Annotated in this window: 22 protein-coding genes and 1 pseudogene; 8 read left to right on the top strand and 15 right to left on the bottom strand. The window is 60.3% G+C overall.

The genetic code is table 11. The features are described 5' to 3' along the window. Positions 1–131 precede the first annotated feature (131 nt). Positions 132–2741 (top strand): autotransporter outer membrane beta-barrel domain-containing protein, encoded by a 2610-nt coding sequence (locus tag QMK55_RS27825; RefSeq protein ID WP_320328257.1) that lies wholly within the window; start codon positions 132–134, stop codon positions 2739–2741. Between the two features lie 63 nt (positions 2742–2804). On the opposite strand, the gene QMK55_RS27820 is transcribed toward QMK55_RS27825, so the two are convergent. The 4 genes from QMK55_RS27820 to QMK55_RS27805 form a co-directional block, all read right to left on the bottom strand. Then, positions 2805–3302 (bottom strand): hypothetical protein, encoded by a 498-nt coding sequence (locus tag QMK55_RS27820; protein WP_320328256.1) that lies wholly within the window; start codon positions 3300–3302, stop codon positions 2805–2807. A 203-nt stretch (positions 3303–3505) separates the two neighbouring features. Beyond that, a complete protein-coding gene (locus QMK55_RS27815; protein ID WP_320328255.1) occupies positions 3506–4147 on the bottom strand; it encodes a DUF1345 domain-containing protein in 642 nt (213 codons plus the stop codon). A gap of 169 nt (positions 4148–4316) precedes the next feature. Further along, positions 4317–7415 (bottom strand): efflux RND transporter permease subunit, encoded by a 3099-nt coding sequence (locus tag QMK55_RS27810; protein WP_320328254.1) that lies wholly within the window; start codon positions 7413–7415, stop codon positions 4317–4319. 15 nt (positions 7416–7430) lie between these two features. Beyond that, positions 7431–8588, bottom strand: coding sequence for an efflux RND transporter periplasmic adaptor subunit (locus QMK55_RS27805; RefSeq protein WP_102355176.1), 1158 nt, complete (start codon positions 8586–8588; stop codon positions 7431–7433). A gap of 201 nt (positions 8589–8789) precedes the next feature. On the opposite strand from QMK55_RS27805, the gene QMK55_RS27800 reads away from it, so the two are divergent. Next, entirely contained in the window at positions 8790–9491 is a 702-nt protein-coding gene (locus QMK55_RS27800; protein ID WP_003224662.1) for a response regulator transcription factor, read from the top strand. Positions 9492–9495: 4 nt separating this feature from the next. Then, a complete protein-coding gene (locus QMK55_RS27795; RefSeq protein WP_102355177.1) occupies positions 9496–10797 on the top strand; it encodes an ATP-binding protein in 1302 nt (433 codons plus the stop codon). Between the two features lie 117 nt (positions 10798–10914). Here QMK55_RS27795 and pncA read toward each other — a convergent pair whose 3' ends face one another. From pncA to QMK55_RS27775, 4 genes are all read right to left on the bottom strand, one after another. Next, positions 10915–11541, bottom strand: coding sequence for a bifunctional nicotinamidase/pyrazinamidase (gene pncA, locus QMK55_RS27790; protein ID WP_320328253.1), 627 nt, complete (start codon positions 11539–11541; stop codon positions 10915–10917). 49 nt (positions 11542–11590) lie between these two features. Continuing rightward, positions 11591–12349 carry an anti-sigma factor family protein gene (locus QMK55_RS27785; RefSeq protein ID WP_102355179.1) on the bottom strand — a complete coding sequence of 253 codons (759 nt, stop codon included), beginning with the start codon at positions 12347–12349 and terminating at the stop codon, positions 11591–11593. Beyond that, the gene (locus tag QMK55_RS27780; RefSeq protein WP_413787280.1) at positions 12346–12831 is read right to left on the bottom strand and encodes an RNA polymerase sigma factor; all 486 of its coding nucleotides are present in this window, start codon (positions 12829–12831) and stop codon (positions 12346–12348) included. Before QMK55_RS27780 ends, QMK55_RS27785 begins: the two co-directional genes overlap by 4 nt. Positions 12832–12894: 63 nt before the next feature. Then, complete coding sequence (locus QMK55_RS27775) at positions 12895–13428, bottom strand: tetratricopeptide repeat protein (protein WP_320328251.1); 534 nt, start codon at positions 13426–13428, stop codon at positions 12895–12897. Between the two features lie 175 nt (positions 13429–13603). On the opposite strand from QMK55_RS27775, the gene QMK55_RS27770 reads away from it, so the two are divergent. The 3 genes from QMK55_RS27770 to nudC all read left to right on the top strand — a co-directional run bounded on the left by QMK55_RS27770 (position 13604) and on the right by nudC (position 16248). After that, a complete protein-coding gene (locus tag QMK55_RS27770; protein ID WP_102355182.1) occupies positions 13604–14377 on the top strand; it encodes a class I SAM-dependent methyltransferase in 774 nt (257 codons plus the stop codon). A gap of 221 nt (positions 14378–14598) precedes the next feature. Next, a complete protein-coding gene (locus QMK55_RS27765; RefSeq protein ID WP_102355183.1) occupies positions 14599–15411 on the top strand; it encodes a crotonase/enoyl-CoA hydratase family protein in 813 nt (270 codons plus the stop codon). A 6-nt stretch (positions 15412–15417) separates the two neighbouring features. Then, positions 15418–16248: an NAD(+) diphosphatase gene (gene nudC / locus QMK55_RS27760; protein WP_320328250.1), complete on the top strand. Its 831-nt coding sequence runs from the start codon at positions 15418–15420 to the stop codon at positions 16246–16248. Here the strand turns inward: nudC and QMK55_RS27755 are convergent. After that, on the bottom strand, positions 16216–16995 hold the full coding sequence (locus QMK55_RS27755; protein WP_025109917.1) for a TSUP family transporter: 780 nt from the start codon (positions 16993–16995) through the stop codon (positions 16216–16218). The genes nudC and QMK55_RS27755 overlap by 33 nt on opposite strands. A gap of 322 nt (positions 16996–17317) precedes the next feature. Here QMK55_RS27755 and sfnG point away from each other — a divergent pair, with 322 nt between their 5' ends. Then, complete coding sequence (gene sfnG / locus QMK55_RS27750; protein WP_102355185.1) at positions 17318–18412, top strand: dimethylsulfone monooxygenase SfnG; 1095 nt, start codon at positions 17318–17320, stop codon at positions 18410–18412. Positions 18413–18533: 121 nt separating this feature from the next. Here the strand turns inward: sfnG and QMK55_RS27745 are convergent. From QMK55_RS27745 to QMK55_RS27735, 3 genes and pseudogenes are all read right to left on the bottom strand, one after another. Next, positions 18534–18659 (bottom strand): annotated as a pseudogene (locus tag QMK55_RS27745) (aminotransferase); the annotation flags it as partial. 156 nt (positions 18660–18815) lie between these two features. Further along, complete coding sequence (locus QMK55_RS27740; protein ID WP_102355952.1) at positions 18816–19295, bottom strand: DUF1348 family protein; 480 nt, start codon at positions 19293–19295, stop codon at positions 18816–18818. Positions 19296–19350: 55 nt separating this feature from the next. Further along, positions 19351–19914: a TetR/AcrR family transcriptional regulator gene (locus QMK55_RS27735; RefSeq protein WP_102355953.1), complete on the bottom strand. Its 564-nt coding sequence runs from the start codon at positions 19912–19914 to the stop codon at positions 19351–19353. 216 nt (positions 19915–20130) lie between these two features. Here QMK55_RS27735 and pssA point away from each other — a divergent pair, with 216 nt between their 5' ends. Further along, positions 20131–21474 carry a CDP-diacylglycerol--serine O-phosphatidyltransferase gene (gene pssA, locus QMK55_RS27730; protein WP_102355954.1) on the top strand — a complete coding sequence of 448 codons (1344 nt, stop codon included), beginning with the start codon at positions 20131–20133 and terminating at the stop codon, positions 21472–21474. A 122-nt stretch (positions 21475–21596) separates the two neighbouring features. Here pssA and efeO (QMK55_RS27725) read toward each other — a convergent pair whose 3' ends face one another. The 3 genes from efeO (QMK55_RS27725) to efeO (QMK55_RS27715) are packed head-to-tail and all read right to left on the bottom strand — an operon-like array spanning position 21597 to position 24962. Further along, positions 21597–22421 (bottom strand): iron uptake system protein EfeO, encoded by an 825-nt coding sequence (gene efeO / locus QMK55_RS27725; RefSeq protein ID WP_320328249.1) that lies wholly within the window; start codon positions 22419–22421, stop codon positions 21597–21599. Positions 22422–22446: 25 nt separating this feature from the next. Further along, positions 22447–23745 carry an iron uptake transporter deferrochelatase/peroxidase subunit gene (efeB, locus tag QMK55_RS27720; RefSeq protein ID WP_320328248.1) on the bottom strand — a complete coding sequence of 433 codons (1299 nt, stop codon included), beginning with the start codon at positions 23743–23745 and terminating at the stop codon, positions 22447–22449. 17 nt (positions 23746–23762) lie between these two features. Next, positions 23763–24962, bottom strand: coding sequence for an iron uptake system protein EfeO (efeO, locus tag QMK55_RS27715; protein WP_320328247.1), 1200 nt, complete (start codon positions 24960–24962; stop codon positions 23763–23765). Between the last annotated feature and the right edge of the window lie 6 nt (positions 24963–24968).

The following is a 24968-nucleotide window of genomic DNA, read 5'->3' as shown; positions in this document are numbered from 1 at the left end:
AAGAGGATTAGTCCTACATAGATGATTCGAGGTTGTAGGTATTCTCCGACGTCGCCAACGATGGGCGTCTGATGGAGCCTTACTGCGAACCGTCTTTCTCCTGTCCTGACAAAACTCAGAGAGCCGCTGTTATGAAGTTTGAAAAGATACTGGGACTGACGGTCATGAAACTTACCGGTGCACTCACTTATGCTGTGGTGATAATGACCACTTCAGGGCCCGCTTATGCGCGTAACCTTCTGCCGGGGGAGGTGGCGACCGTTTCCACAGGCGCTACACCCGAAGCCTGGTTTGTTCCTGCGAGCGCTACACTCAATATCAACAGCGCGAGTGCACTGGATATTCAAGTCGGTGGTGGCGCGCTCAATGGCGATACCGCCGCGACATCACAGATTGATGCATTCGCAGGCGCTCGTGTCAGCCTGTCCGGATCTACTGTTACCAGCACAGGTTTTGAAGCGGCTCTGGCGTTGACGGACAGCCAGGCCAACATCACGAACAGCACATTGATCAGCCAGGGCGCGGCACTGACATTGGCCCGTGATCTGCTGATCCCCGTGGGATCCACTGCTACTGTCACTGGCAGTACGTTGCGCGGCGGGATATTCGGTGCTGCGGTGACCTCACTCAGCACGTTGAACCTGATCAATACCCAAGTGAGCGCAACGGATGCGGACGGAGTCGGGTTGGCCCTGTTTGGCGGGAATGCCAATGTGAGTGCCGGCAGCAAGATTACCGGCGGTCTCAATGGGGTCACTTTCGGGCAGGACACCGTGGCGAATCCCGGTGATGTCACTGGCCAAAGTCATTTGATACTGGATGGCGCCACGGTCGAGGGCCTCAGTGGCGCGGCGATTACTGTCGATTTCGCAACACCCGCTGGTCAGCCGGTTCTGATCGATGTCAACAACGGCTCTCGTTTGATCGGGGGTAACGGCAATATCCTCGAAGTGAACGATGGAGCCGCTGTGCAGTTTCAGGCCGACAACAGCCAATTATCCGGGAACATCGAAGTCGCTGAGGGTGGTGTCGCCAGTGTTTCGTTGCGAAATGCCGCCACCCTTGATGGCAACCTGGTCAATGTTGATTCGGTCACGCTTGATACCCGCAGCATTCTCACCGGTAATATCCAGGGCTCCGGCGCAGGAACAGTGGCGCTGGATAACAGTGCGAAGTTCAAGGGCGCAATTTCCGGCGTCGCCAGCGTTTCGTTGCGAAACGCTGCGACCCTGGACGGCAACCTGATCAATGTCGACTCGGTAAAGCTCGACACCCAGAGTGTTCTCACTGGCAATATCCAGGGCAGCGGCGCGGGAGCGGTGGTGCTGGACAACAATGCGCAATTCAACGGTGCTGTTTCCGGTGTCGGCAATATGTCGATCAGCCGTGGTGCCTCATGGAACATGGTGGGCAACAACGCAGTCACTCGCCTGGACATGCAGGGCGGTACAGTGAGTTTTGGAACAGACCAGGCCTACAATCAGCTGGATATAGCCACTTTATCGGGCACGGGTCAGTTTTTGATGCGCTCGGATGTGGGTACTGCTCAGTCGGATTTTTTGAATGTCACCCAATCGGCAACCGGCCAGCATCAACTGGTGGTGGCGGCTACCGCCAGTGAGCCCGCCAGTGGCGCGCCGGTCAAGGTGGGGAACATCGCTTCCGGAGATGCGCAGTTTTCCCTGAAAAATGGACAAGTCGATGTCGGCGCCCTGGCCTACAAGCTGGTAAAAGAGGGCGAGGGGCTGTTTCTGAAACCCGATGCGACCACACCGAGCACGGGGTCTCAAACTGCTCTCGCGATCTCCGGGACCACGCCCACGGTCATTTATTCTGAAATGACAACCCTCAATACCCGCCTCGGAGACCGACGCATGGCCGGCACTCAGCCTGTGGCACAATCGGCCGGGGCACTGAGTTCGAATGGTCAAGACTCTTCATCCGGTCTCTGGATTCGAACCTATGGTAATCAGTACAACGTAAAGGGCGCCTACGGTAACGGTTTCAATCAGAACCAGACAGGTGTCTCGGTGGGGTTGGACAGAGCATTGCCATTTTGGGATGGTCAGTGGTTGATCGGTGTTTTTGGCGGGTACAGCAACACGCGTCTGGATCTGGCGCGAGGCAGTTCCGGTACGATTGGCAGCGGTTATGCAGGCCTTTACTTGACCTGGTTTGATCAAGCTACCGGGTATTACCTGGATACCGTCGGCAAGATCAACCGCTTCAACAACGATGTCAAAGTCACCTTGAGCGACGACACTCGAACCAAAGGAAACTTCGATAACATGGGGTTGAGCGGGTCCGTCGAAGTCGGCAAGCACATTCCTTTGAACAGGGGGTATTTCATTGAGCCTTCCGCACAAATAGGGGTAGCGGCCGTTGAGGGTAAGCGCTACAAACTGGACAATGGCTTGCAAGTGGACAGCGACGAAACTCGCTCGCTACTCGGCAAGGTCGGCATGACGGTGGGGCGAGAGCTCACGCTGGACAATGGCAGCAAGCTGCAGCCGCGTCTTCGCGCCGCCGTCAGCCACGAGTTTGTCAATAACAACCGCCTCAGTGTCAACGACACCAGTTTCAATAATGACTTGTCCAGTACCAGCCTGGAATTGACTGGCGGAATGAACTGGGTTCCGGCCAACAAAAAATGGCAGGTTTACGCCGAGGTTGGCACCAGCCGCGGCACTAAAGTCGACCAGGAGCTGGGTGGGAGTGTGGGTCTGAGTTATAACTTTTAAATAGAATCAGAAATAAAAAAGGAAGCTTGAAAGCTTCCTTTTTTATTATGGAGTGTCGACGAATTATTTTCGGATCTTGCTGAGGTCGGTATTAACAAAAAACTCCCCATTAATCGGAAACAGATCGGAAGCGTCTGCGCCCCCGTGATCAAACAGACCGCTCCACGTCCCGGTCAGGGTTTTTTCGATGTCATTGTATTCAAACGTGATGCTACCGCTCTCGGCCATGTGTAAATCACCGTTCACCGGGTTGGAATTGTAGGTCACTCGGATATCTTCAATATTTTTGGATAGTGTAAACGTTCCTGTCGAAGGCTTCGCCGCAAAGACAAATTCAATCGTCTGTGTCAAGCCATTTTCGGTCTGTCCAGCCCTCAGCCAATAAAAGCGGCCATTGGGGTAGTCTTTTAACTCGAGTGCAGGGACAGAGGTCGAGCGAAAATCTTTGTATGGCGGGATCTTGACGTGTCTGAAGTTTGGATTGGCATCACCATTGATGGTGGCCGACAAGTACGGTTGCGCAGGAAACGTTGTTGCGTAGGCTCGGGCTGCGTAGCTCATGAGTTTATCTCCATACAGAATGGTAAGAGTCATCCAAAGACTGACCGGTCCTACTTCTGGATGTTGTATGGAAGCTCAAACAGGAGGCGGCTGTAAACTGTCATAGTTGACAGGTTACAGCCGCATTTCTTTGTGCTTTTTTAAGCTGCCCTTTTGACAGCGCATTCAAACGAGTAAAAATCTCCGAACAGTTTTTGAGCCACTCAGCCAAACAATCCCGCTGCAATATTGATTGAAAACCCCAGAATCGCCGTATTGAACACAAACCCGATCAATGACTGCGCCAGCACGATCTTGCGAATGTCACGTGTGGCGACGCCCACATCTGCAGTCTGCACTGCCACGCCGATGGTGAAGGAGAAATACAGAAAGTCCCAATAGTTGGGCGTGGTCAATCCCTCGGCAAAACGCAGCGCCGGTTCCTTGCCGTCCCAGGTGTAAAACAGGCGTGCATAGTGCACGCTGAAGATCACTCCGATCACCAGCCATGAACCCACCACGGTAAGCGCGGTGAACGCGTAGTGCAGAAGTTTACGATGGGTATCCAGATCCTTGGTGCCGGCCAGCTCCAGAGTGATGGCGGCCAGGCTGGCCAACGCTGCGATACACACCACGAACAGCACCAGTCCGGCGTTTTCGTCTTCGATGACGGCGATGCGTTTGACGTCCGGCGCCTTGGCCCTGACGGTCAGCCAGAACATCAGAATCAGGTAGGTCCAGACACCGGCGTTCCAGCCGATGAGGATTTTGCCGACGATGGATTCGGCAGGCACCAGAAGACCGCTGGCAAGGCCAACCAGGGCAGCGGCGGAAAGGCGAGGGTGGGTGCGGGCGAGGAAGCGCATGGGGACTCGATGGGCCAGGATGTAGAAACACCTTAGCCCAGCGATGCGCTGCCTGACTACCGGCCAGCAAACCTTGTAGGAGTGAGCCTGCTCGCGATTGCGTCGGTAGATTCAACACTGATGTTGACTGAACGGACGCTATCGCGAGCAGGCTCACTCCTACAAAGGGTTAGTGGTGTCTCGTGAAGCGCTGCACGAGTTTCATCACGACGACGAAGAACAACGGTACAAAGATCACCGCCAGCGTCGCCGTGATCATCCCGCCGATCACCCCGGTGCCGATCGCCTGCTGGCTCGCCGAACTGGCGCCAGTGGCGATGGCCAACGGCACCACGCCAAGGATGAACGCCAGCGAAGTCATGACGATCGGCCGCAGACGCAGGCGCGCTGCCTGCAACGTCGCGTCGATCAGGTCATGGCCTTCGTCATACAGGCTCTTGGCAAACTCGATGATCAGGATCGCGTTCTTCGCCGACAGACCAATGATCGTGATCAGGCCGACCTTGAAGAACACGTCGTTGGGCATACCGCGCAGAGTCACCGCCAACACTGCACCGAGCACACCCAGCGGCACCACCAGCAGCACCGAGGTCGGAATCGACCAGCTCTCGTACAGCGCCGCCAGACACAGGAACACGATCAGCAGCGACAGACCGAGCAGGATCGGTGCCTGACTGCCGGACAAGCGCTCCTGCAACGACAGCCCGGTCCATTCCTGGCCCAGACCTTTCGGCCCCTGAGCGACCAGACGCTCAATCTCCGCCATCGCTTCACCGGTACTGTGCCCCGGCGACGGTTCGCCGGAAATCGCGATCGCCGGGTAACCGTTGTAACGGGTCAGTTGCGCCGGGCCTTGCGTCCATTTCGCCTGAACGAACGCCGACAGCGGCACCATGTGCCCGGTGTTGTTGCGCACGTGCATTTTCAGCAGATCATCGACCTGACTGCGCTGATCGCCTTCGGCCTGTACCACCACCCGCTGCATGCGCCCCTGATTGGGGAAGTCGTTGATGTATGAGGAACCCACGGCGGTGGACAGTACGTTGCCGATGTCAGCGAACGACACACCCAGCGCGTTGGCCTGCTTGCGGTCTACTTCCAGTTGCACCTGCGGCGCTTCGGCCAGCGCGCTTTCACGCACGTTCATCAGTACCGGGCTTTTTTCCGCAGCGGCGAGCAACTCGCCGCGCGCCTGCATCAACGTGGCGTGGCCGAGGCCGCCGCGATCCTGCAGGCGGAACTCGAAACCGCTCGACGTACCGAGGCCGTCCACCGGTGGCGGCAACACGGAGAAAGCCATGGCGTCCTTGATCTGGCTCAGGGCGATGTTGGCACGATCGGCAATGGAGCTGGCCGAGTCATCGCCGCCGCGTTGTGACCAGTCCTTGAGCGTGGAGAACGCCAGTGCTGCGTTCTGTCCGCTGCCGGAGAAGCTGAAGCCCAGAATCACCACGCTGTCACTGATACCCGGCTCGCCGGCGTTATGCGCCTCCAGCTGTTCGGCCACCTGCACCGTACGGTTTTTGGTCGCGCCGGGTGGCAGTTGAATGTCAGTGATGGTGTAACCCTGATCCTCCACCGGCAGGAACGAGGAGGGCAGTCGCGCAAAGCACAGGCCCAGGCCGACCAGCAACACAACGTAGATCAACAGATAACGCCCGCTACGCTTCAATGCGTAGCCAACCCAGCCTTGATAACGATCGGTCAATTGTTCGAAGCGGCGGTTGAACCAGCCAAAGAAACCGCTCTTCTCGTGATGCTCGCCCTTGGCAATCGGCTTGAGCAGCGTTGCACACAGTGCCGGGGTCAGGGTCAGCGCAAGAAACGCCGAGAACAGGATCGAGGTCGCCATCGACAGCGAGAACTGCCGGTAGATCACGCCCACCGAGCCCTGCATGAACGCCATCGGGATGAACACCGCCACCAGCACCAGGGTGATGCCGATGATAGCCCCGGTGATCTGCTTCATCGCCTTGCGCGTCGCCTCTTTCGGCGACAGGCCTTCGGTAGCCATGATCCGTTCGACGTTTTCCACCACGACGATGGCGTCGTCCACCAGAATACCGATGGCCAGCACCATGCCGAACATGGTCAGCACGTTGATCGAGAAACCCAGCGCGAGCATGGTGGCGAAAGTGCCCATCAAGGCCACGGGCACCACCAGCGTCGGGATCAGCGTGTAGCGGATGTTCTGCAGAAACAGGAACATCACCGCAAACACCAGCAGCATCGCTTCGCCGAGTGTGTAGACAACCTTGGTGATCGAGACCTTCACGAATGGCGAAGTGTCGTAGGGAATCTTGTATTCGACACCGGCCGGGAAGTAGCGCGACAGCTCGTCCATCTTCGCCCGGATCAAGGTCGCGGTCGCCAGCGCATTGGCCCCCGGTGCCAACTGCACGCCGACGGCGGTCGACGGCTTGCCGTTCAGGCGCGTGCCGAACTGGTATTCCTGACTGCCAATCTCGACCCGCGCCACGTCACCGATGCGTACGGTGGAACCGTCACGATTGGCCTTGAGCACGATGTCGGCGAACTCTTCCGGGGTCGACAGCTGACCTTTCACCAGAATCGTTGCGGTGATTTCCTGGGCGGAGGGATTGGGCAAGTCGCCAATGCTGCCTGCCGATACCTGGGCGTTTTGCGCGACGATGGCGGCGTTGACGTCGGCCGGCGTCAGGTTGAAACCGATCAGCTTCTGCGGATCGATCCAGATCCGCATCGCCCGCTCGGCGCCGTACAGTTGCGCCTTGCCGACGCCATCGATGCGTTTGATCTCGTTCATCACGTTGCGCGCCAGATAGTCACTGAGCGCCACGTCATCGAGTTTGCCGTCGCTGGAGGTCAGGGTGATCAGCAACAGGAAGCCGGCAGACACTTTCTCCACCTGCAAACCTTGCTGGTTCACCGCTTGCGGCAGCCGTGACTCGACCACTTTGAGGCGATTCTGCACATCGACCTGAGCCAGCTCCGGGTTGGTGCCCGGCTGGAAAGTGGCCTTGATTGTGGCACTGCCGAGGCTGCTCTGCGATTCGAAGTACAGCAGGTGATCGGCACCGTTGAGCTCTTCCTCGATCAGGCTGACCACACTTTCATCGACGGTCTGCGCCGAGGCGCCAGGGTACACGGCGTAGATTTCGATCTGCGGCGGTGCAACGTCCGGGTATTGCGCCACCGGCAATTGCGGAATGGACAGCGCACCGGCCAGCAGGATGAACAGGGCGACGACCCAGGCGAACACCGGGCGATCGATAAAAAACTGCGGCATATAGAAGCGTCCTGCTTACTGACCAGTGGTCTGGGCAAGTGGAAGAGGGGTGTCGTCGATCTGCACTTTTTCGCCGGGACGGGCGTGTTGCAGGCCTTCGATGACAATGCGGTCGCCGGGCTTGAGGCCGCCGGTGACGATCCAGCGGTCGTTCTGCACCGCGCCCAGTTGCACCGGTTGCTGGGCCACACGCATCTGCTCATCGACGGTCAGCACTTGGGCGATACCCGCGCTGTCACGCTGCACTGCACGCTGTGGCACGGTGATGCCGTGCTCGATGGTCGCTTGTTGCAGGCGTACGCGGATGAAGCTGCCCGGCAGCAGGTCGAGGTCCGGGTTGGGAAATTCGCTGCGCAGAATGATCTGGCCAGTGCCCGGGTCGACGGTGATGTCGCTGAACAGCAGCTTGCCCGGCAACGGGTAGAGGCTGCCGTCATCCTGAATCAGCGTGGCTTTCACCTGGTCCTGACCGACTGCCTGCAATTGCCCGGAACGGAAGGCGCGGCGCAGTTCATTCAGTTCACGGGTCGACTGGGTGAGGTCAGCGTGGATCGGGTTGAGCTGCTGAATCAGCGCCAGGGGCGTGGTTTCGTTCTGCCCGACCAGCGCACCTTCGGTGACCAGTGCACGCCCGACACGCCCGGAAATCGGCGCGGTGACGGTGGCGTAGCCCAAGTTCAATTTCGCGCGCTCCACCGCCGCCTTGTTGCCGGCTACATCGGCAGCGGTTTGCCGGGCATTGGCGCGTGCGTTGTCGTAATCCTGAGCGCTGATGGCTTTATCGTCGATCAACTGCGCGTAACGCTGCTCCTGCAACTTTGCCTGGAACGCGTTGGCCTCGGCCTTGCGCAGCGCGGCTTCGGCGCTGTCGAGGTCAGCCTTGAACGGCGCCGGGTCGATGCGGAACAGCACATCACCCTTTTTCACGTCGCTGCCTTCGCGGAAGGTGCGTTGCAGCACCACACCGGCCACCCGTGCACGCACTTCGGCGATGCGTGGCGCGGCGATGCGCCCGCTCAGTTCGCTGCTGATCGTCAGGGGGCGGGCCTCGATGGTTTCGATGCGCACGGTGGCCGGCGGCGCTTCCTCTTCGGCTTTAGAGGACGAATCACAGGCACTCAGCGACAGTGCGATTGCGATCAGGCCGAGCCCGGCCAGCAGATTTTTCGACATGTACCACCCCCAATATTGAAGCCCGCATCCTACGGTCAGACGCCGAGGGTAGCGGTGAAGCTTTGTAGGCGCTGTGTGAAATTGTGTAAGGGTTTTACTCAGGGACGGGTGAGGGCGTATATCCTTTACGCCTTGAAATTTATTGCGACAGATAAACCGCCATCGCGAGCAGTCGCCACTGCACTTTCCTTGGAACACCCCATGCCCAACATCCTCCTGGTCGAAGACGACACCGCCCTCGCCGAACTGATTTCCAGCTACCTGGAGCGCAACGGCTATTCCGTCAGCGTGATCGGGCGTGGCGACCATGTGCGTGAACGGGCACGGATCAACCCGCCCGACCTGGTGATCCTCGACCTGATGCTGCCCGGCCTCGACGGTCTGCAGGTCTGCCGTTTGCTGCGGGCGGATTCGGCGACGTTGCCGATCCTGATGCTCACCGCCCGCGATGACAGCCACGATCAGGTGCTGGGCCTGGAAATGGGCGCTGACGATTACGTCACCAAACCGTGCGAGCCACGGGTTCTGCTGGCCCGAGTGCGTACCTTGCTGCGCCGTAGCAGCCTCGGTGAACCAATGACCGTCAATGACCGGATCGTCATGGGCAACCTGTGCATCGACCTGTCCGAGCGCACCGTGACCTGGCGCGAGCAGCCCGTGGAGCTGTCCAGCGGCGAATATAATTTGCTGGTGGTGCTGGCCCGGCATGCCGGCGAAGTGCTGAGCCGCGATCAGATCCTGCAACGCCTGCGCGGCATCGAGTTCAACGGTACCGACCGCTCGGTGGATGTGGCGATTTCCAAGTTGCGGCGCAAGTTCGACGACCACGCCGGCGAGGCGCGCAAGATCAAGACCGTGTGGGGCAAGGGTTACTTGTTCAGTCGTTCCGAATGGGAATGCTGAGCTGATGTTCAGAATCCTCTTTCGCCTGTATCTGGTGACGATTGTTTCCTACAGCGCGGCGATCTACCTGGTGCCGGATCTGGTGATCATGGCGTTCCGTGATCGCTTCATCGCCTATAACCTCGATTACTCGCGTGGCCTGCAATCGCTGATCACCCGCCAGTTTCACGCGGTGCCGCATGATCAATGGCCGGCACTGGCGCAGTCGATGGACAAGGACTTCCAGCCGCTGCACATTGTGCTGGCGCGCATCGACAACGCCGAGTTCACCGCCGCCGAGCAGGCGCGTTTGCGTCGCGGAGAAAACGTGGTGCGCATCGGCGACTGGGGCTGGCGAACATTGGCGGTTGCGCCGCTGAACGAAGACGTCGCCGTGCAAATGGTAGTTCCGCCGGACCCGATGGACGTCAATCTGCTGTACTGGAGCATCAACGTGCTGATCGGCGCGAGCATGCTCGCCTGCCTGCTGCTGTGGATTCGCCCGCACTGGCGCGACCTGGAACGCCTCAAGGGCGCTGCCGAACGCTTCGGCAAGGGGCACCTGAGCGAGCGCACGCAGATCCCGGCCAGCTCCAACATCGGCAGCCTGGCCAATGTCTTCGACACCATGGCCGGCGACATCGAGAACCTGCTCAACCAACAGCGTGACTTGCTCAACGCGGTGTCCCACGAATTGCGCACGCCGCTGACCCGGCTGGATTTCGGTCTGGCGCTGGCGCTCTCCGATGACTTGCCGGCGACCAGCCGCGAGCGCCTGCAGGGGCTGGTGGCGCACATTCGTGAACTGGATGAGTTGGTGCTGGAGTTGCTGTCCTACAGCCGCCTGCAGAATCCGGCGCAATTGCCCGAGCAGATCGAGGTCTCGCTGGACGAGTTCATCGACAGCATTCTGGGCAGCGTCGATGAAGAACTGGACTCACCGGACATCGTTATTGATGTGCTTTTGCACGGTCAGCTCGAACGGTTTTCGCTGGATCCGCGCCTGACCGCGCGGGCCATCCAGAACCTGCTGCGCAATGCCATGCGCTATTGCGAGAAGCGCATTCAGATTGGCGTGCAGGTCAGTCCCGATGGCTGCGAGATCTGGGTCGACGACGATGGTATCGGTATCCCGGATGACGAGCGTGAGCGGATTTTCGAACCGTTCTATCGGCTTGACCGCAGCCGCGACCGGGCTACAGGTGGGTTTGGTCTCGGGTTGGCAATCAGCCGCCGGGCGCTGGAGGCGCAGGGTGGGACGTTGACGGTAGAGAACTCGCCGTTGGGTGGGGCGCGGTTCCGGTTGTGGTTGCCTGACATGGCTTGACCCGAAACCTGTGGGAGCGGGCTTGCTCGCGAAAGCTGTGGGTCAGCCAAATATCGGGTGACTGACACACCGCTATCGCGAGCAGGCTCACTCCTACAGGGAGGGGGAACGCGTCGGTCAGATCAGTTGGTTCGATTGAATCAGACCAACCCCGGCGGTCTGCATCCGCTCCATGGCCGCCGCCAGTGATCCGTCCCTGTCAATGGCGCGGCAGGCATCCAGCAGCACAAACGTATTGAATCCGGCCGCCCGGGCATCCAGCGCGGAAAACATCACGCAGAAATCCAGTGCCAGACCGACCATATAGACCGTGTCGATACCGCGCTCCTTCAGATAACCGGCCAGCCCTGTGGTGGTGCGCCGATCCGCTTCGAGAAACGCCGAATAACTGTCGATATCCGGATTGCAGCCTTTGCGAATGATCAGTTGCGCGTGGGGCAGATCCAGCGCCGGGTGGAACTCGGCGCCGGCCGTGCCTTGTACACAATGCTCCGGCCAGAGTGTCTGTTCGCCGTAGGGCAACTGAATCATCTCGTAAGGCTTGCGCCCGGGGTGACTTGAGGCAAACGAGGCGTGGCCGGTCGGGTGCCAGTCCTGGGCAATGACCACCTGTTTGAACAGGCCGCCCAGGCGATTGATCAGCGGCACAATCAGATCGCCTTCGGGCACGGCCAATTGGCCGCCGGGGGTGAAGTCGTTCTGCACGTCAATGACCAGCAGGGCGGTGCGGGGTGAAATCTGCATCGGTGGGGCCTCCTTGGATAATCACCGGTCCAGCATAGTGGAGCGGCATTTACGCGCCCAACTTTTCGATCAAGTGTTTTGCCCGCTCCTCCAGCTCCAGCGCCGGGTTGTGCCCGATCAACATCCACGCGTGCTCGCCTTCGGCCCAGTACACCACGTTCATCTCATGCCGCCGTTCGTGCGCCAGTGGCCGGCTGCCGCTGTTGGACCGCGTGACACACAGGGCCAGCGGGCCATGCTTCGCGTCCAGATAGGTCAACTGTGCAATCGGCACGCCGTCGTACTCAAGCATCTGTGCCCGCTTGAGTTCGGCGCCCGGCAACGTCACCAGTGCCGGTGACAGATTCAACCCCAGCCGTGCGTCCACCGTGCGCAGTTGCGCGCGTTGACTGGCTTCGTCGCTCGGCAAGTGATCGAGGGTCTGCGGCACATAGAGCGCCATGTAATCACCGACCAGCGCGCGCCAGTTATGCGCTTGTTGCGCCTGCCAGGCGATAAACAGCCGATCAGCCAACACGCCGCCAGCCAGCAGGCCAGCAGCGGTCGCGCCGATAAACCAGCGACGGCTCAGGCCCGGCCGCTGAGGCGCGGCGATGGCATCGAGGCGTGCTTGCAAACGCTCCAGTGGCGCCTGTTGCGCCAGCTCGTCATAGGCCTCTTTGTACGGCAGGCTGCTGCGGTCGAGCCATTGCACGCGCAGGCTGAGCAACGAGTCGTCGGCAATCGCGCTGTCGAGCTGGCTGCGATAGGCCGGGTCCAGTTCGTCATCGAGGTAGGCCGTCAGTTGTTCGTCGGAGGGCTTGTTCATGGGTGGTCACCTCCGGTGGATTTCGGTACGGCTTGCAGGGGCGGGTATTGCGCCAGTTTCAGGCGCGCGGTGGCCAGGCGACTCATGACCGTCCCGATCGGCACTTGCAGGATCTCGGCGACCTCGCGGTAGGACAACCCTTCGACATAGGCCAGGTATACGGTTTCGCGCTGGGCTTCGGGCAAGGCATCGACCCGGCGGATCACCTGCGCCGCCATCACGTGCGTCTGCGCGGCGTACTCGCCATCGATGGCCAGTTGACCGTCTGCATCGACCTGGCCCGCGCCCTGACGCACCCGGCGTGCGCGTACTTCGTTGAGCCAGATCGAATGCAGGATGCTCAGCAGCCAGCGATCCATGCGTGTGCCGGCCACGTATTGACCGGCACGTTCCAGCGCCCGCACACAGGTCGCCTGCACCAGATCCTCGGCCACGTGCCGATTGCGCGACAGCAGCAGACCGTAGCGCCACAAACGCGCCAGGTGCTGTCCGAGTTCTGCTCTGAATGCCTGATCGCTGACGATGATGGCGTTCCTTTATTAATTTCAGGTTTTCGATGAATCGTTGATGGCTTCGGCCAGGTCCTGGTATTCCTCGCAGGACATACCGCATATCGATTTGATCTGCTGCAACTGTTCCTGCGCCAGGTCGACGCGGCCTTTGATCACATAGGCTTCGCCGAGATATTCGCGTACTTGCGCGTATTGCGGATCGAGTTTTACTGACTGCAGGTAATAGCTGATGCCTTCATCGGTGCGCCCCAGTTTTCGTGTGGCGTAACCGCGGTAATTGAGGGCCTTGGCGGTGTTCGGCTGTTTCAGGGTGTCGAGCAGGGCCAGGGCCTCTTCGTACCGACCGTCCTTGGCCAATCTGTAGGCGTAGTCGGTACGGTCGGCATCCGGCACGGCGCTGCTGGTCTGCATCACGCATTTCTTCGATTTGCTGTCCCAGACCTGGCCTTTGGGGCAGTTGGGTTTCTGCACGGGCGCGCTTTCATCACCGTTGGCAAACGCCATCGATGCGGACAACGCGGTCACCAGCAGCAACGGGGCGGCGAACATAACGGAACGGATAGTCATGGGCAAGGCTCCACAGAGGGTTATGTTTCACTTTGAACACCACAGCACGGGATTTTATTCATTGCTTTGTCAGGCTCTGTTCAAGGTACGCGCAAATTGTGGCGTTATGCTCAGGAATGCCAGCCGTCCATCCAGCGCCTTGCCATGCCGCCGCGCTGACACACGAGGAACTGCCATGAAAGATCAGGTTCATCATTGCGCTGCCGCCGGCTACAAAACTGCCGCCGATACCTACGTCAAAGGCCGCCCCGACTATCCGCCGCAGGTCAGTCAGTGGCTGACGCAAACGTTAGGCCTGGACAGTCGCAAGACGGTCATCGATCTGGGTGCCGGCACTGGCAAGTTCACCGGGCGGCTGGCGGCCACCGACGCGCAGGTGATCGCTGTGGAGCCGGTGGCGCAGATGCTGGAAAAACTCTCCGCCGCCTGGCCCGAAGTGCTGGCCGTGAGCGGCACCGCGACGGATCTGCCATTGCCCGACGCGTCGGTGGACGTGGTGGTCTGCGCCCAGGCATTTCACTGGTTCGCCACCTCCGAGGCCTTGACAGAGATTGCCCGGGTGCTCAAGCCCGGCGGCAAGCTCGGCCTGATCTGGAACCTGCGTGACACACAAATCAGTTGGGTGCCGAAACTCGACGCTATCGTCAACGCCCTGGAAGGTGATACGCCGCGTTATTACACCGGCCAATGGCGCGAGGCGTTCCCGCATCCGGCGTTCGGGGGCCTGCAATTGCAGCAGTTTCACCATGGGCACACCGGCTCGCCCGAGGACGTGATTTTCAATCGGGTGCGCTCCACCAGTTTCATTGCCGCGCTGCCTCAGGCGCAGCGCGACAAGGTCGATGAACAGATCCGCGCACTGATCGCCTCGGAGCCGGCGTTGCGCGGCCGGCATGTGCTGACGGTGCCTTATGAGACGGCGGCGTATGTGGCGGTAAAGGGCGGTTAGACCGGCGGTGCGGCCCTTCGCGAGCAGGCTCGCTCCCACATTGATCTTCAGTGAACAGGGATTCTGCAGTCACCACCGATCCCTGTAGGAGTGAGCCTGCTCGCGAAGGGGCCGGCCCTGACACCACATCTCTCGACCCAGTCCCGCATTTGGCCGAACCGCCATTGTGATGCCTTGTTATAGTTCGGGCCTCATTTTCTGCCCGGTAAAGGATCACTGCCATGTCTCAATACACCGCCTTCAGCGTCGAACTGGCCGACAACATCGCTCATGTGCAGATCAACCGTCCGGAAAAGATCAACTCGATGAACGCCGCGTTCTGGAGCGAGATCGTCGAGATTTTCCAGTGGATCGATGACACCGACGAAGTGCGGGTGGTGGTGCTCAGCGGCAACGGCAAACACTTTTCCTCCGGCATCGACCTGATGATGCTCGCCGGCGTCGCCAATGAACTGGGCAAGGATGTCGGCCGTAACGCGCGCCTGCTGCGGCGCAAGATCCTCACCCTGCAGGCCTCGTTCAACGCTGTCGACAACTGTCGCAAACCGGTGCTGGCCGCGATTCAGGGCTACTGCCTGGGCGGCGCGATCGACCTGATCGCTGCCTGCGATATGCGTTACGCCGCTGAAGACGCGCAATTCTCGATCAAGGAAATCGACATCGGCATGGCCGCCGATGTTGGCACCTTGCAACGGTTGCCACGGATCATCGGTGACGGCATGCTGCGTGAACTGGCTTATACCGGTCGCACCTTTGGCGCCGAAGAGGCGCGCAGCATCGGCCTGGTCAATCGCGTGTACAGTGACAAGGAACTGCTGCTCGAAGGCGTGATGGACATTGCCCGCGCCATCGCCGGCAAGTCGCCGATTGCGGTCACTGGCACCAAGGAAATGATCAGCTACATGCGCGACCATCGCATCGACGACGGTCTCGAATACGTTGCCACCTGGAACGCCGCCATGTTGCAATCCACCGACTTGCGCGTGGCCATGGCCGCCCATATGAGTAAACAGAAACCCGAATTTCTGGATTGAGAAACCATGACAGCTCGTTGGACCACTGCAGTACTGGACACCGATCAACCCGGCGGCTGGGCCGTGGCGCGCAGCCCCGAAGGCTTTCTGTTCGATGACAACGGCGCGCTGTTCCCCCGCGATTGGCTCAAGCGTCAGGACCTGTCAGTCCTCGCCGAACACGGCATCGGTCACCTTGATGGCGAGCCGGTGTTTCTGCTGGAATTGCGCAGTTCCAGCGAAGTGCCGGGCTGCAACTGGAAAGGCCTGCGGGCGTTCATGCTCGATGGCGATCACACCGTCTACAAAGTGCTGGGTTATGCCGCGCAGATCGGCACCTGGGCGCGCGAACATCGCTTTTGCGGCAACTGCGGGCAGGCGATGACGCAGGTGTCGCGCGAGCGGGCGATGTATTGCCAGCCGTGCGATCTGCGCAGTTATCCGCGCATTTCGCCGAGCATGATTGTGCTGATCACGCGCGGCGACGAGATTCTGCTGGCGCGCTCACCGCGTTTTGTCACCGGGGTTTACAGCACGCTGGCCGGTTTTGCCGAGCCGGGCGAGTCGGCGGAAGACTGCCTGGTTCGCGAAGTGCGCGAAGAAGTGCAGATCGAGGTGAAGAACATCCAGTACATGGGCAGCCAGTGCTGGCCGTTCCCGCATTCGATGATGCTCGGCTTCCATGCCGAATACGCCGGTGGCGAGATTGTCTGTCAGGAAGACGAGATCGAAGATGCCCAGTGGTTCAACGTGCACGATCTGCCGCCGTTGCCGGCGTCAAAATCGATTGCCCGTTACCTGATCGACGTCTACGTGGCGCGGCGTTCAGGCCACGCTGAACCAGTGCTGCCAGGCTAACCGCACGGTCAGCCCCAGCACCACGGTGATGAACACCGGGCGAATGAACTTGGCGCCACCGCTGATCGCGGTGCGCGCCCCGAAGAACGCGCCGACCATCACCGACAGGCCCATGCTCAGGCCGATGATCCAGTCCACTTGCCCGGAAAACACGAACACCGACAGCGCCGCGATGTTGCTGACGAAGTTCATGCTGCGCGCCACGCCGCTGGCCTTGACCAGATCGATCGGGTAGAGCAGCAGGCTGCTGACGGTCCAGAACGCGCCAGTGCCGGGGCCGGCAACGCCGTCGTAGAAACCCAGGCTGAAGCCCTGACTCGACTGCCATTTCTTCTTGATCGGCGCATCGCTGTCCAGCGGCGCTTTGGGCGTGCCGCCGAACAACAGATACACGCCGCAGGCAAACACGATCACTGGCAGCATTTTATTCAGCCATTCTGCTGGCAGATAGTGGGCGACGATGGCGCCGGTCAGTGCGCCGACCAAGGTGCCGATGATCGCGTGCGTCCACTGCCGGGGGTGGAACAGCTTGCGCCGGTAGAAAGTGAAACTGGCGGTGGCCGAACCGAAGGTCGAACTCAGCTTGTTGGTGCCCAGTACCAGGTGCGGCGGCAAGCCGGCGGTGAGCAGCGCCGGGGTGGTCAGCAGACCGCCGCCGCCAGCGATGGCGTCGATGAAACCGGCAATGAAAGCGACGAGGGCCAGAACGGCCAGGGTAGTGAGGTCAACGCTGAGTTCGAAAGGCATGGAGTCGGCTTATTCGGCAGGGCGCAGAAGGGCTGCGGGGAGGTCGGCCATGTTACCTGCATCCGGCTTTTGCGGCGACCCGTCGGACGCCTTTGCGAGCAAGCCCACTCCCACATGTTGCATCTGTGGGAGCGGGCTTGCTCGCGAAGAGGCCAGCTCAGGCACTGACTATTCAACTGTTGCCCACCCAACACCTCGACAACAAATCACCCTCCAACAATGCAACTCCATCAGCCTCAACCCCAATAAAAACGGGTGACTGGACGCTGGCACGCTTGCTGCTCTGACTCCTTGACCTTCCCAATGTCCCGAGGACACGCCAATGAGCAAGCAAGCCGTGAAATTCGCCTACTGGGTGCCGAACGTCAGTGGTGGTCTGGTGGTCAGCAAGATCGAGCAGCGCACTGATTGGGGCATCGACTACAACCGCAAACTGGCGCAGCTCGCCGAAGCGGCGGGGTTCGAATATGCGCTGACGCAGATCCGCTTCACTGCCGGTTACGGCGCCGAGTTCCAGCATGAATCGGTGGCTTTCAGTCACGCACTGCTGGCCGCCACCAGCAAGCTCAAAGTGATCGCGGCGATTCTGCCGGGGCCATGGCAACCGGCGCTGGCGGCCAAGCAACTGGCAACCATCGATCAACTCACCAACGGCCGGATCGCGGTGAACATTGTCAGTGGCTGGTTCAAGGGCGAGTTTCAGGCGATCGGCGAGCACTGGCTGGAACACGACGAACGCTATCGGCGTTCCGAGGAGTTCATTCGTTCGCTGCGCGGGATCTGGAGTCAGGACAACTTCAGCTTTCGCGGCGACTTCTACCGGTTCGACAATTACAGCCTCAAGCCCAAACCGCTGGGGCGCCCGGAGATCTTCCAGGGCGGCAGTTCACGTGCCGCGCGGGACATGGCGGCACGGGTGTCAGACTGGTATTTCACCAACGGCAACAGCGTCGAGGGGATCAAGGCGCAGGTTGATGACATTCGTGCCAAGGCGGCGGCGAACAATCACTCGGTGAAAATCGGCGTCAACGCCTTCGTCATCGCCCGTGACACCGAAGAAGAGGCGCGCGCCGTACTGGCGCAGATCATCGAGCAGGCTGATCCGGAAGCGGTGAATGCTTTTGGCGACGCGGCGAAGCAGGCGGGCAGGGCATCGCCGGAAGGTGAGGGTAACTGGGCGAAATCGACGTTCGAGGATCTGGTGCAATACAACGATGGCTTCAAGACCAACCTGATCGGTACGCCATTGCAGATTGCCGAACGGATTGTGGCGCTGAAGGCGGTGGGAGTGGATCTGGTGTTGGCGGGGTTCCTGCACTTTCAGGAGGAGGTGGAGTATTTCGGCAAGCGAGTGTTGCCGTTGGTGCGCGAACTGGAGGCTGAAACGCATTCTCAAAAGACTCCGGCAGTCGCCTGACCACTACAAAGCAAATGTGGGAGCAGGCTTGCTCGCGAAAGCGTCGTGTCAGTCAGCATTCATGTCGCGGATACACCGCCTTCGCGAGCAAGCCCGCTCCCACAGGGGAACTGCTGTGGGTTCAGGAGTTGCGGTTAGTCAGGGCGTGCTCCATGCGGGCGATGCCTTCTTCGAGCAGCGAGCGCGGGCAGCCGAAGTTCAGGCGTACGAATTGCTGGTGTTGATCACCGAAGTCGAGAACGGGCGAGTTTGATCGTGTGCTGGATGCATTTCTTGCGATGGCAATGCAAAACCAACGTGGGAGCGGGCTTGCTCGCGAAAGCGTTGTGTCAGTCAATATTCATGTCGCTGATACACCGCCTTCGCGAGCAAGCCCGCTCGCACATTTTCGATCTGTGTGAATTTACAGGCCGAGGTCGGACAGGCCCGGATGATCATCCGGGCGCCGCCCCAGCGGCCAGTGGAACTTGCGCTCGCTTTCCTTGATCGGCATGTCGTTGATGCAGGCATAACGCTGGAACATCAGGCCGTGCTCATCGAACTCCCAGTTTTCATTGCCATAAGAGCGGAACCAGTTGCCCGAATCGTCGTGCCATTCATAGGCGTAGCGCACGGCAATGCGCGTATCCGAGTAAGCCCAGAGCTCCTTGATCAAGCGGTAGTCCAGTTCTTTCGCCCATTTACGGGTCAGGAAGGCCTTGGCTTCTTCACGATTGTGGGCGAACTCGGCGCGGTTACGCCACTGGGTGTCCAGGGTATACGCCAGCGATACCTTTTCCGGATCGCGGGAGTTCCAGCCGTCTTCGGCCAGACGCACTTTTTCAATGGCCGATTCACGGTTGAACGGCGGTAAAGGCGGACGCACTTGGGCAGCAGTCGACATTTTCAGTCTCCCGATCTAATTGACGATTAAACAACGGTCAGGCTTATTTAAGGCGTTACAGGTCCAATAACTTACGCGCCATGCATTGCGCATTATCAGCGGCACTGTGATCACCCATAACAAGCGCTACGGTAATGGCGCCGTCAATCAGGATCAGCAACTGTCTGGCCAGCAATTGCGGATCTTCGGTGCCATGTTCGGTACACAGCTCGCACAGGTAGTCGAGCAGTTTCTGTTTGTGGTCCTTGGCGACCTGGCGCACCGGATCTTCGGGGTCACCGGTTTCGCCACTGGTATTGATGAAGGCGCAGCCGCGGAAGCCTTCCGAGGCGAACCAGCCCTTGAGCACGGTGAACAGGTTGAGCAGGCGATCGGCCGGGGTTTCGGCCTGATCGACCGCGCTGCGGTACCAATGCATCCAGCGCACGTCGCGGCGCTGCAGGGCGGCGACGGTCAGTTCCTCCTTGTTGGCGAAGTAGCGGTAGATGCTTTTTCTGGAGACGCCGGCGGTCTTTACCAGTAGATCCATGCCGGTGGCCGCGATGCCACTTTTGTAGATCAACTTTTCGGTGACATCCAGAATGATGTCGCGGGTTTCGTTGCGGGTTGATTCGTTCATGTGGCGAACAGTAGAACGATCGTTCTCCTTGGTCAAGTTGGTATTTTTTGTGTTTGCCGTACCGCTTTCGCGAGCAAGCTCGCTCCCACAGGGGATCGCCTTTCAACTGTCGGAGTGAGCCTGCTCGCGAAGGCGTCATCACAGACAGTTACAAGACCCGAACCGAGCGATGGTGTAAGCTCTCGGGTTCTTCGGATTCGACCCATTGCGAGCCCTATGCCGTTGCTTTTCAAACGCTCTTTGCTGCCCAAACTGCGCAGCTTTCCGCTGACTGCCGAGGCCGTGACCATTCTGCCTGGCGCTGCCGAGTTCCGTCGTTGCCTGCTGGAGAAAATCGCCGAGGCGACCCAGCGCATCTACATTGTTGCGCTGTACCTGCAGCACGACGAGGCCGGTCAGGAAATCCTCGATGCCTTGCACGCCGCCAAGCTCAAGCGCCCGACGCTGGAAATTGTCGTGGTGGTCGACTGGCTGCGCGCCCAGCGCGGGCTGATCGGTGCCGGCAAGCAGCCGGGCAACGCGGCGTGGTACCAGGAGATGACCCGCACTCACCAGAGTGAAGTGCCGGTCTACGGCGTGCCGGTGCAGACCCGCGAGCTGTTCGGCGTCCTGCACTTGAAAGGTTTCGTGATCGACGATTGCGTGGTCTACAGCGGTGCGAGCCTGAACAACGTGTACCTGCACAAGTTCGACAAGTACCGTTTCGACCGCTATCACGTGCTGCTCAGCCGCGAACTGGCGGACTCGATGCACCACCTGATCAAGCACGGCCTGATTGAATCCAAGGCCGTGCATCGCCTTGACCTGCCGAACTTGCCGACCACCCGCAGCTTGCGCAACGACATCGGTGACCTGCGCAGCCGCCTCAAATATGCGACCTACGACACCAGTGCCGGCAGCACGGCGCATACCGGCCTGTCGGTGAGTCCGCTGCTGGGCGTGGGCAAGAACAACCCGTTGAACCGGGTGATTGTCGAGCTGATCGCCAGTGCGCAAAAGCAGCTGACCATCTGCACGCCGTACTTCAACCTGCCGCTGCCGATCATCCGTGAGGTCAACCGCGCGCTGGCCCGTGGCGTGAAGATCGACATCGTGGTCGGCGACAAGACCGCAAACGATTTCTACATTCCGCCGAGCGAGCCGTTCAAGGTGATCGCGGCGTTGCCTTACCTGTACGAAATCAGCCTGCGCCGCTTCGCCAAGCGTCATCAGCGCAACATCGACAATGGCCAGTTGAACCTGCACTTGTGGCGTGACGGCGACAACAGTTATCACCTCAAGGGCATGTGGGTCGACCAGCGTTATACGCTGCTGACCGGCAACAACCTCAATCCGCGGGCGTTCCGCCTGGATCTGGAAAACGCGCTGCTGATCGACGACCCGCAAGGCGAGTGGCTGCAGCCACGGGCGAAGGAGCAGGAAGCGATTTTCCGCAATACCACGCGGATTGCCAGCTTCCAGAGCCTGGAGACCTTGCCGGAGTACCCGGCGGGAGTGGCGAAGTTTTTGAAGCGGGTGAGTCGGGTGCGGATCGAGCGGTTGCTTTACCGAATCCTGTAAACCTCAAGTCATTCAGGACGGCTAAAAACGCTATCGCGAGCAGGCTCACTCCTACAGGGGAATGCATTCCAACTGTAGGAGTGAGCCTGCTCGCGATGAGGTCCTGAAAGTCTCTACATCAATCAGTTCAGACCCAGCTTGCCACGCAATGTGGACAGGTCTTCGGCCAAGGTATTGACCGGGCCAACCAGCGCCTTGCGATCATTCTCTTTGACTTTGTCATACGTCTCGAAACCACCGTCCCTGGTCTTGTACTTGGCGAGGATCTTGTCCACGGTGGCGAAGTTCTTGTCCACTTTGGCGACGAACGCCTTGTCCTGCTTCTCGATCTGCGGCCGGAACAGGTCGACGATTTTCTTCGCCCCGTCGATGTTGCCCTGGAAGTCGTACAGGTCGGTGTGGCTGTAGCGGTCTTCCTCACCGGAGATCTTGGTCGCGGCGACTTCTTCCAGCAACGCGGCCGCACCACCGACGACTTTCTCCGGCGGGAAGGTCAGGCCGGCAACGCGGGTCTGCAGGTCTTTGACGTCACTGTCCAGCTTGTCCGCCAGGGCGCCGAGGCCTTCGGTGCTCTTCTCCGAGAACAGCGAGTATTCGATGCGGTGGAAGCCGGTGAAGTCTTCGGCCTTCACGCCTTTTTCGTGATCGTCGACGCGCGAATCGATGGACGCATCGAGGTCACTGAACAGCTCGGCAATCGGCTCGATCGACTCGTAGTAGACGCGGGTCGGTGCGTAGAGCTTTTGCGCGGTGGCCAGATCACCTTTTTTCACGGCGTCGGTGAATTGGTTGGTGTGGCTGCCCAGCTCATCCAGTTGCTCGGTAACGTAGATCTTGTAGTCCGACACCGGCCCCACCAGATCCAGAGGCGCTGTCGCGGCGAACGCCGACAGCGGGGTGTTGAGCAAACCGAGGGTCAGCAATAACGCGAGTGGCGACTTTTTCATGGAGCGGCTCCGAGGGTTTTTATGGTTAGGCAGCTGTTTTGGGTTGTGAGGCGTTGAGCAGCGAGCGACCGATGAAATCCTTGTCGCCGGTAACACCCGGCAGGGTGAAGAAGTAACCGCCGCCGACCGGTTTGAGGTATTCCTCAAGCGGCTCGCCGTTGAGCCGGGTCTGCACGGAGATGAAGCCTTTTTCCAGGTCGGCCTGGTAGCAGATGAACAGCAGGCCCATGTCGAGCTGGCCGTTCTTGTTCACGCCGTTGGAGTAGTTGAACGGCCGGCGCAGGATCAGGTTGGCCTGGCTCGCGGCGGTGCGCGGGTTGGCGAGGCGGATGTGTGCGTCGAGCTTGGTCAGCTTGCCTTGCGGGTCCTTGCTGTAATCCGGGACTTCGGTCTCGTGTTGTGCGCCCATCGGTGCCCCCGTGGTCTTGACCCGACCGATGATGCTTTCTTGTTCCTGCAACGGCGTACGGTCCCAGCGCTCGACGAAGTTGCGGATGATCCGCACCGCTTGATAGCTGCCGTGCGCAGCCCAGGCCGGCTCATCGCTGCCCGGTTGCACCCAGACAAGCTTGTCCATCGTCTTGGCGTCGTTGGAATCGGGGTTGGCCGAGCCGTCGCGGAAACCGAGGAAGTTGCGCGCCGATTGCGCCGGCACCCCCGGTTTGGCCGGGGCTTGCGGTGGCACGCTGCCTTCCTGTTTCCAGCGCACCAGCAGCAGGTCCGGCAGGTTTTTCACGATGTCGCGCAGGGCGTGAATGTTGGTGTCGGCGGTGTTCGAGCAGAACTGCAGGCTCAGGTCGCCGTGGCAGCAATCAGCCTCCAGCGCATCGTTGGGGAAACCGACCATGCGTTGCAGGCGTTTCGGTTTGGCGGCGGCCAGGCCGAAGCGTTCATCGAACAGCGATTCGCCCACCGACACGGTGATGGTCAGGTTGTCCGGGGTCACGACCGGGCCGAGGATACCGGAGTCCGGTGGCGGCAGTTTCGGGTCGATCTGCGCTACAGGGCCGCCCTTCATCAGGAACGCGATGCGCTCGTTGAGGGTGCGGAACAGCCGTTCGAGGTCTTCGCGATCGCTGGCCAGCACGTCGAACGAAACGAACATGCCGGACGCCGGGCGCGGAGTAACGATGCCGGTCTGGTGCGCGCCGTGGAAGTCATGACGGTCTTCAGTCTTATCGCTGCTCGGCGCTTCGGTGACTTGCGCCGGTGCTGCGGCCATCGCCGGGCAGCTCAGGGCCGAACCGGCCAGTGCCACACCGGCGACACCCATGCCCATCAGGAGGCGGCGACGTTGCAGATCGAGGTTTTGCAAATCTTTCATCGGTATTCGTCTTCTGCTTACAGGCCGGAGAGGCCGAGGGCGGGATCGATGCCATCCAGAGCGTCGGCGAGTGCCTTGGCCTTGTCGGCGATCTGTTTGCGTTGTTCGCCGCTGACCGTGTCGTAAGTGGCGTAGCCGTCCTTGACCTTGAAGCTGTTCAATACGTTGTCGAAATCGCTCAGCGCAGCATCGATTTTCGGCAGCAGATCCGGCGCCGACTTAGTCAGCATCGGCCGCAGTAACTCGACGACCTTGTGTGCGGTTTGCAGGTTGCCGGCAAAACCGTTGACGTCGCCGTGGCTGTAGCGTTCTTCTTCACCACTGGCGGCGCGCACGTCAGCCAGGGTGTTGAGGTTGCGCACCACGATGTTGACCAACTGTTCCGGCGGCAGGGACTGGGCCAGCAGTTGCTGTTTGAGCGTGGTGACGTCGGCCAGCAGGCGCTCGGCGACCGGGTTCAAACCATCGAGGCTGCGTTGCTGGAACAGCGCGTATTCAATGCGGTGGAAACCGACGAAGGCCGGGTCCTGCTCGCGTCTTTCGAAATAATCGGCGCGGGCATTGATGCTGTTGTCCAGTTCCGCCAGGCGTTGCGCCGCCGGGGCCAGGCGCTGGTAGGCGGCACGCGCCGGCAGGTACAAAGCCTGCGCCAGGCTCAGGTCAGCGCTTTCAATCGCCTGATTCAGCGCGGTCACCGCTTTGATCAGCGCGCTGCCCTGGCTGGCGAGGTAGACACGGAACTCCGACAGCGGCCCGACGAAGGCGACCATCGACGGTTTGGCCTTGGCGGCGGCATCGGAAGCTGCGGTTGGCGTCACGTGGAGCACGCCACGTGGGTTGCTCAACAGCCCGCAGGTGATGGCGTAGTCGCCCGGTTGCAGGTTGGCGTTGATCACCTGGCTCAGGCCCGGGGCAATGTTCTCGCGCTCTTCGATCACCAGCACGCCGTCGAGGATTTCCCATTCCACCGCGCGGTCGGAACGGTTGACGATGCGGAAACTGGCGTGGCCCGCCGGTACGCTCAGCTCGTTCGGATCACAGCTGTGGGCGTTGATGTTGACCACCACTTCGTCATGGTTGTGCTGACGCTTGGCCGCGGCCATTTTCGAGGCGTAGTAAAACAAGCCACCGGCAGCGATCATCACGACCACCGAGCCGGCCACCGCCCAGCGCAGGGCGTGGGGAGGGGAGGCCTGAGGAGTATTAGGCTTTGACATGAGTGC

This window comes from Pseudomonas sp. P8_229, assembly GCF_034008635.1.
Classification (GTDB): domain Bacteria; phylum Pseudomonadota; class Gammaproteobacteria; order Pseudomonadales; family Pseudomonadaceae; genus Aquipseudomonas.
The sequence above is the reverse complement of the archived record's forward strand: the minus strand, read 5'-3'. Positions and strand labels throughout refer to the sequence as shown.

Excerpts from the sequence above, each read along its gene's own strand:
- QMK55_RS27825 (WP_320328257.1), top strand. The coding sequence starts at position 132 with ATGAAGTTTGAAAAGATACTGGGACTGACGGTCATGAAACTTACCGGT.
- QMK55_RS27820 (WP_320328256.1), bottom strand. The coding sequence starts at position 3,302 with ATGAGCTACGCAGCCCGAGCCTACGCAACAACGTTTCCTGCGCAACCG.
- QMK55_RS27815 (WP_320328255.1), bottom strand. The coding sequence starts at position 4,147 with ATGCGCTTCCTCGCCCGCACCCACCCTCGCCTTTCCGCCGCTGCCCTG.
- QMK55_RS27810 (WP_320328254.1), bottom strand. The coding sequence starts at position 7,415 with ATGCCGCAGTTTTTTATCGATCGCCCGGTGTTCGCCTGGGTCGTCGCC.
- QMK55_RS27805 (WP_102355176.1), bottom strand. The coding sequence starts at position 8,588 with ATGTCGAAAAATCTGCTGGCCGGGCTCGGCCTGATCGCAATCGCACTG.
- QMK55_RS27800 (WP_003224662.1), top strand. The coding sequence starts at position 8,790 with ATGCCCAACATCCTCCTGGTCGAAGACGACACCGCCCTCGCCGAACTG.
- QMK55_RS27795 (WP_102355177.1), top strand. The coding sequence starts at position 9,496 with ATGTTCAGAATCCTCTTTCGCCTGTATCTGGTGACGATTGTTTCCTAC.
- pncA (WP_320328253.1), bottom strand. The coding sequence starts at position 11,541 with ATGCAGATTTCACCCCGCACCGCCCTGCTGGTCATTGACGTGCAGAAC.
- QMK55_RS27785 (WP_102355179.1), bottom strand. The coding sequence starts at position 12,349 with ATGAACAAGCCCTCCGACGAACAACTGACGGCCTACCTCGATGACGAA.
- QMK55_RS27775 (WP_320328251.1), bottom strand. The coding sequence starts at position 13,428 with ATGACTATCCGTTCCGTTATGTTCGCCGCCCCGTTGCTGCTGGTGACC.
- QMK55_RS27770 (WP_102355182.1), top strand. The coding sequence starts at position 13,604 with ATGAAAGATCAGGTTCATCATTGCGCTGCCGCCGGCTACAAAACTGCC.
- QMK55_RS27765 (WP_102355183.1), top strand. The coding sequence starts at position 14,599 with ATGTCTCAATACACCGCCTTCAGCGTCGAACTGGCCGACAACATCGCT.
- nudC (WP_320328250.1), top strand. The coding sequence starts at position 15,418 with ATGACAGCTCGTTGGACCACTGCAGTACTGGACACCGATCAACCCGGC.
- QMK55_RS27755 (WP_025109917.1), bottom strand. The coding sequence starts at position 16,995 with ATGCCTTTCGAACTCAGCGTTGACCTCACTACCCTGGCCGTTCTGGCC.
- sfnG (WP_102355185.1), top strand. The coding sequence starts at position 17,318 with ATGAGCAAGCAAGCCGTGAAATTCGCCTACTGGGTGCCGAACGTCAGT.
- QMK55_RS27740 (WP_102355952.1), bottom strand. The coding sequence starts at position 19,295 with ATGTCGACTGCTGCCCAAGTGCGTCCGCCTTTACCGCCGTTCAACCGT.
- QMK55_RS27735 (WP_102355953.1), bottom strand. The coding sequence starts at position 19,914 with ATGAACGAATCAACCCGCAACGAAACCCGCGACATCATTCTGGATGTC.
- pssA (WP_102355954.1), top strand. The coding sequence starts at position 20,131 with ATGCCGTTGCTTTTCAAACGCTCTTTGCTGCCCAAACTGCGCAGCTTT.
- efeO (WP_320328249.1), bottom strand. The coding sequence starts at position 22,421 with ATGAAAAAGTCGCCACTCGCGTTATTGCTGACCCTCGGTTTGCTCAAC.
- efeB (WP_320328248.1), bottom strand. The coding sequence starts at position 23,745 with ATGAAAGATTTGCAAAACCTCGATCTGCAACGTCGCCGCCTCCTGATG.
- efeO (WP_320328247.1), bottom strand. The coding sequence starts at position 24,962 with ATGTCAAAGCCTAATACTCCTCAGGCCTCCCCTCCCCACGCCCTGCGC.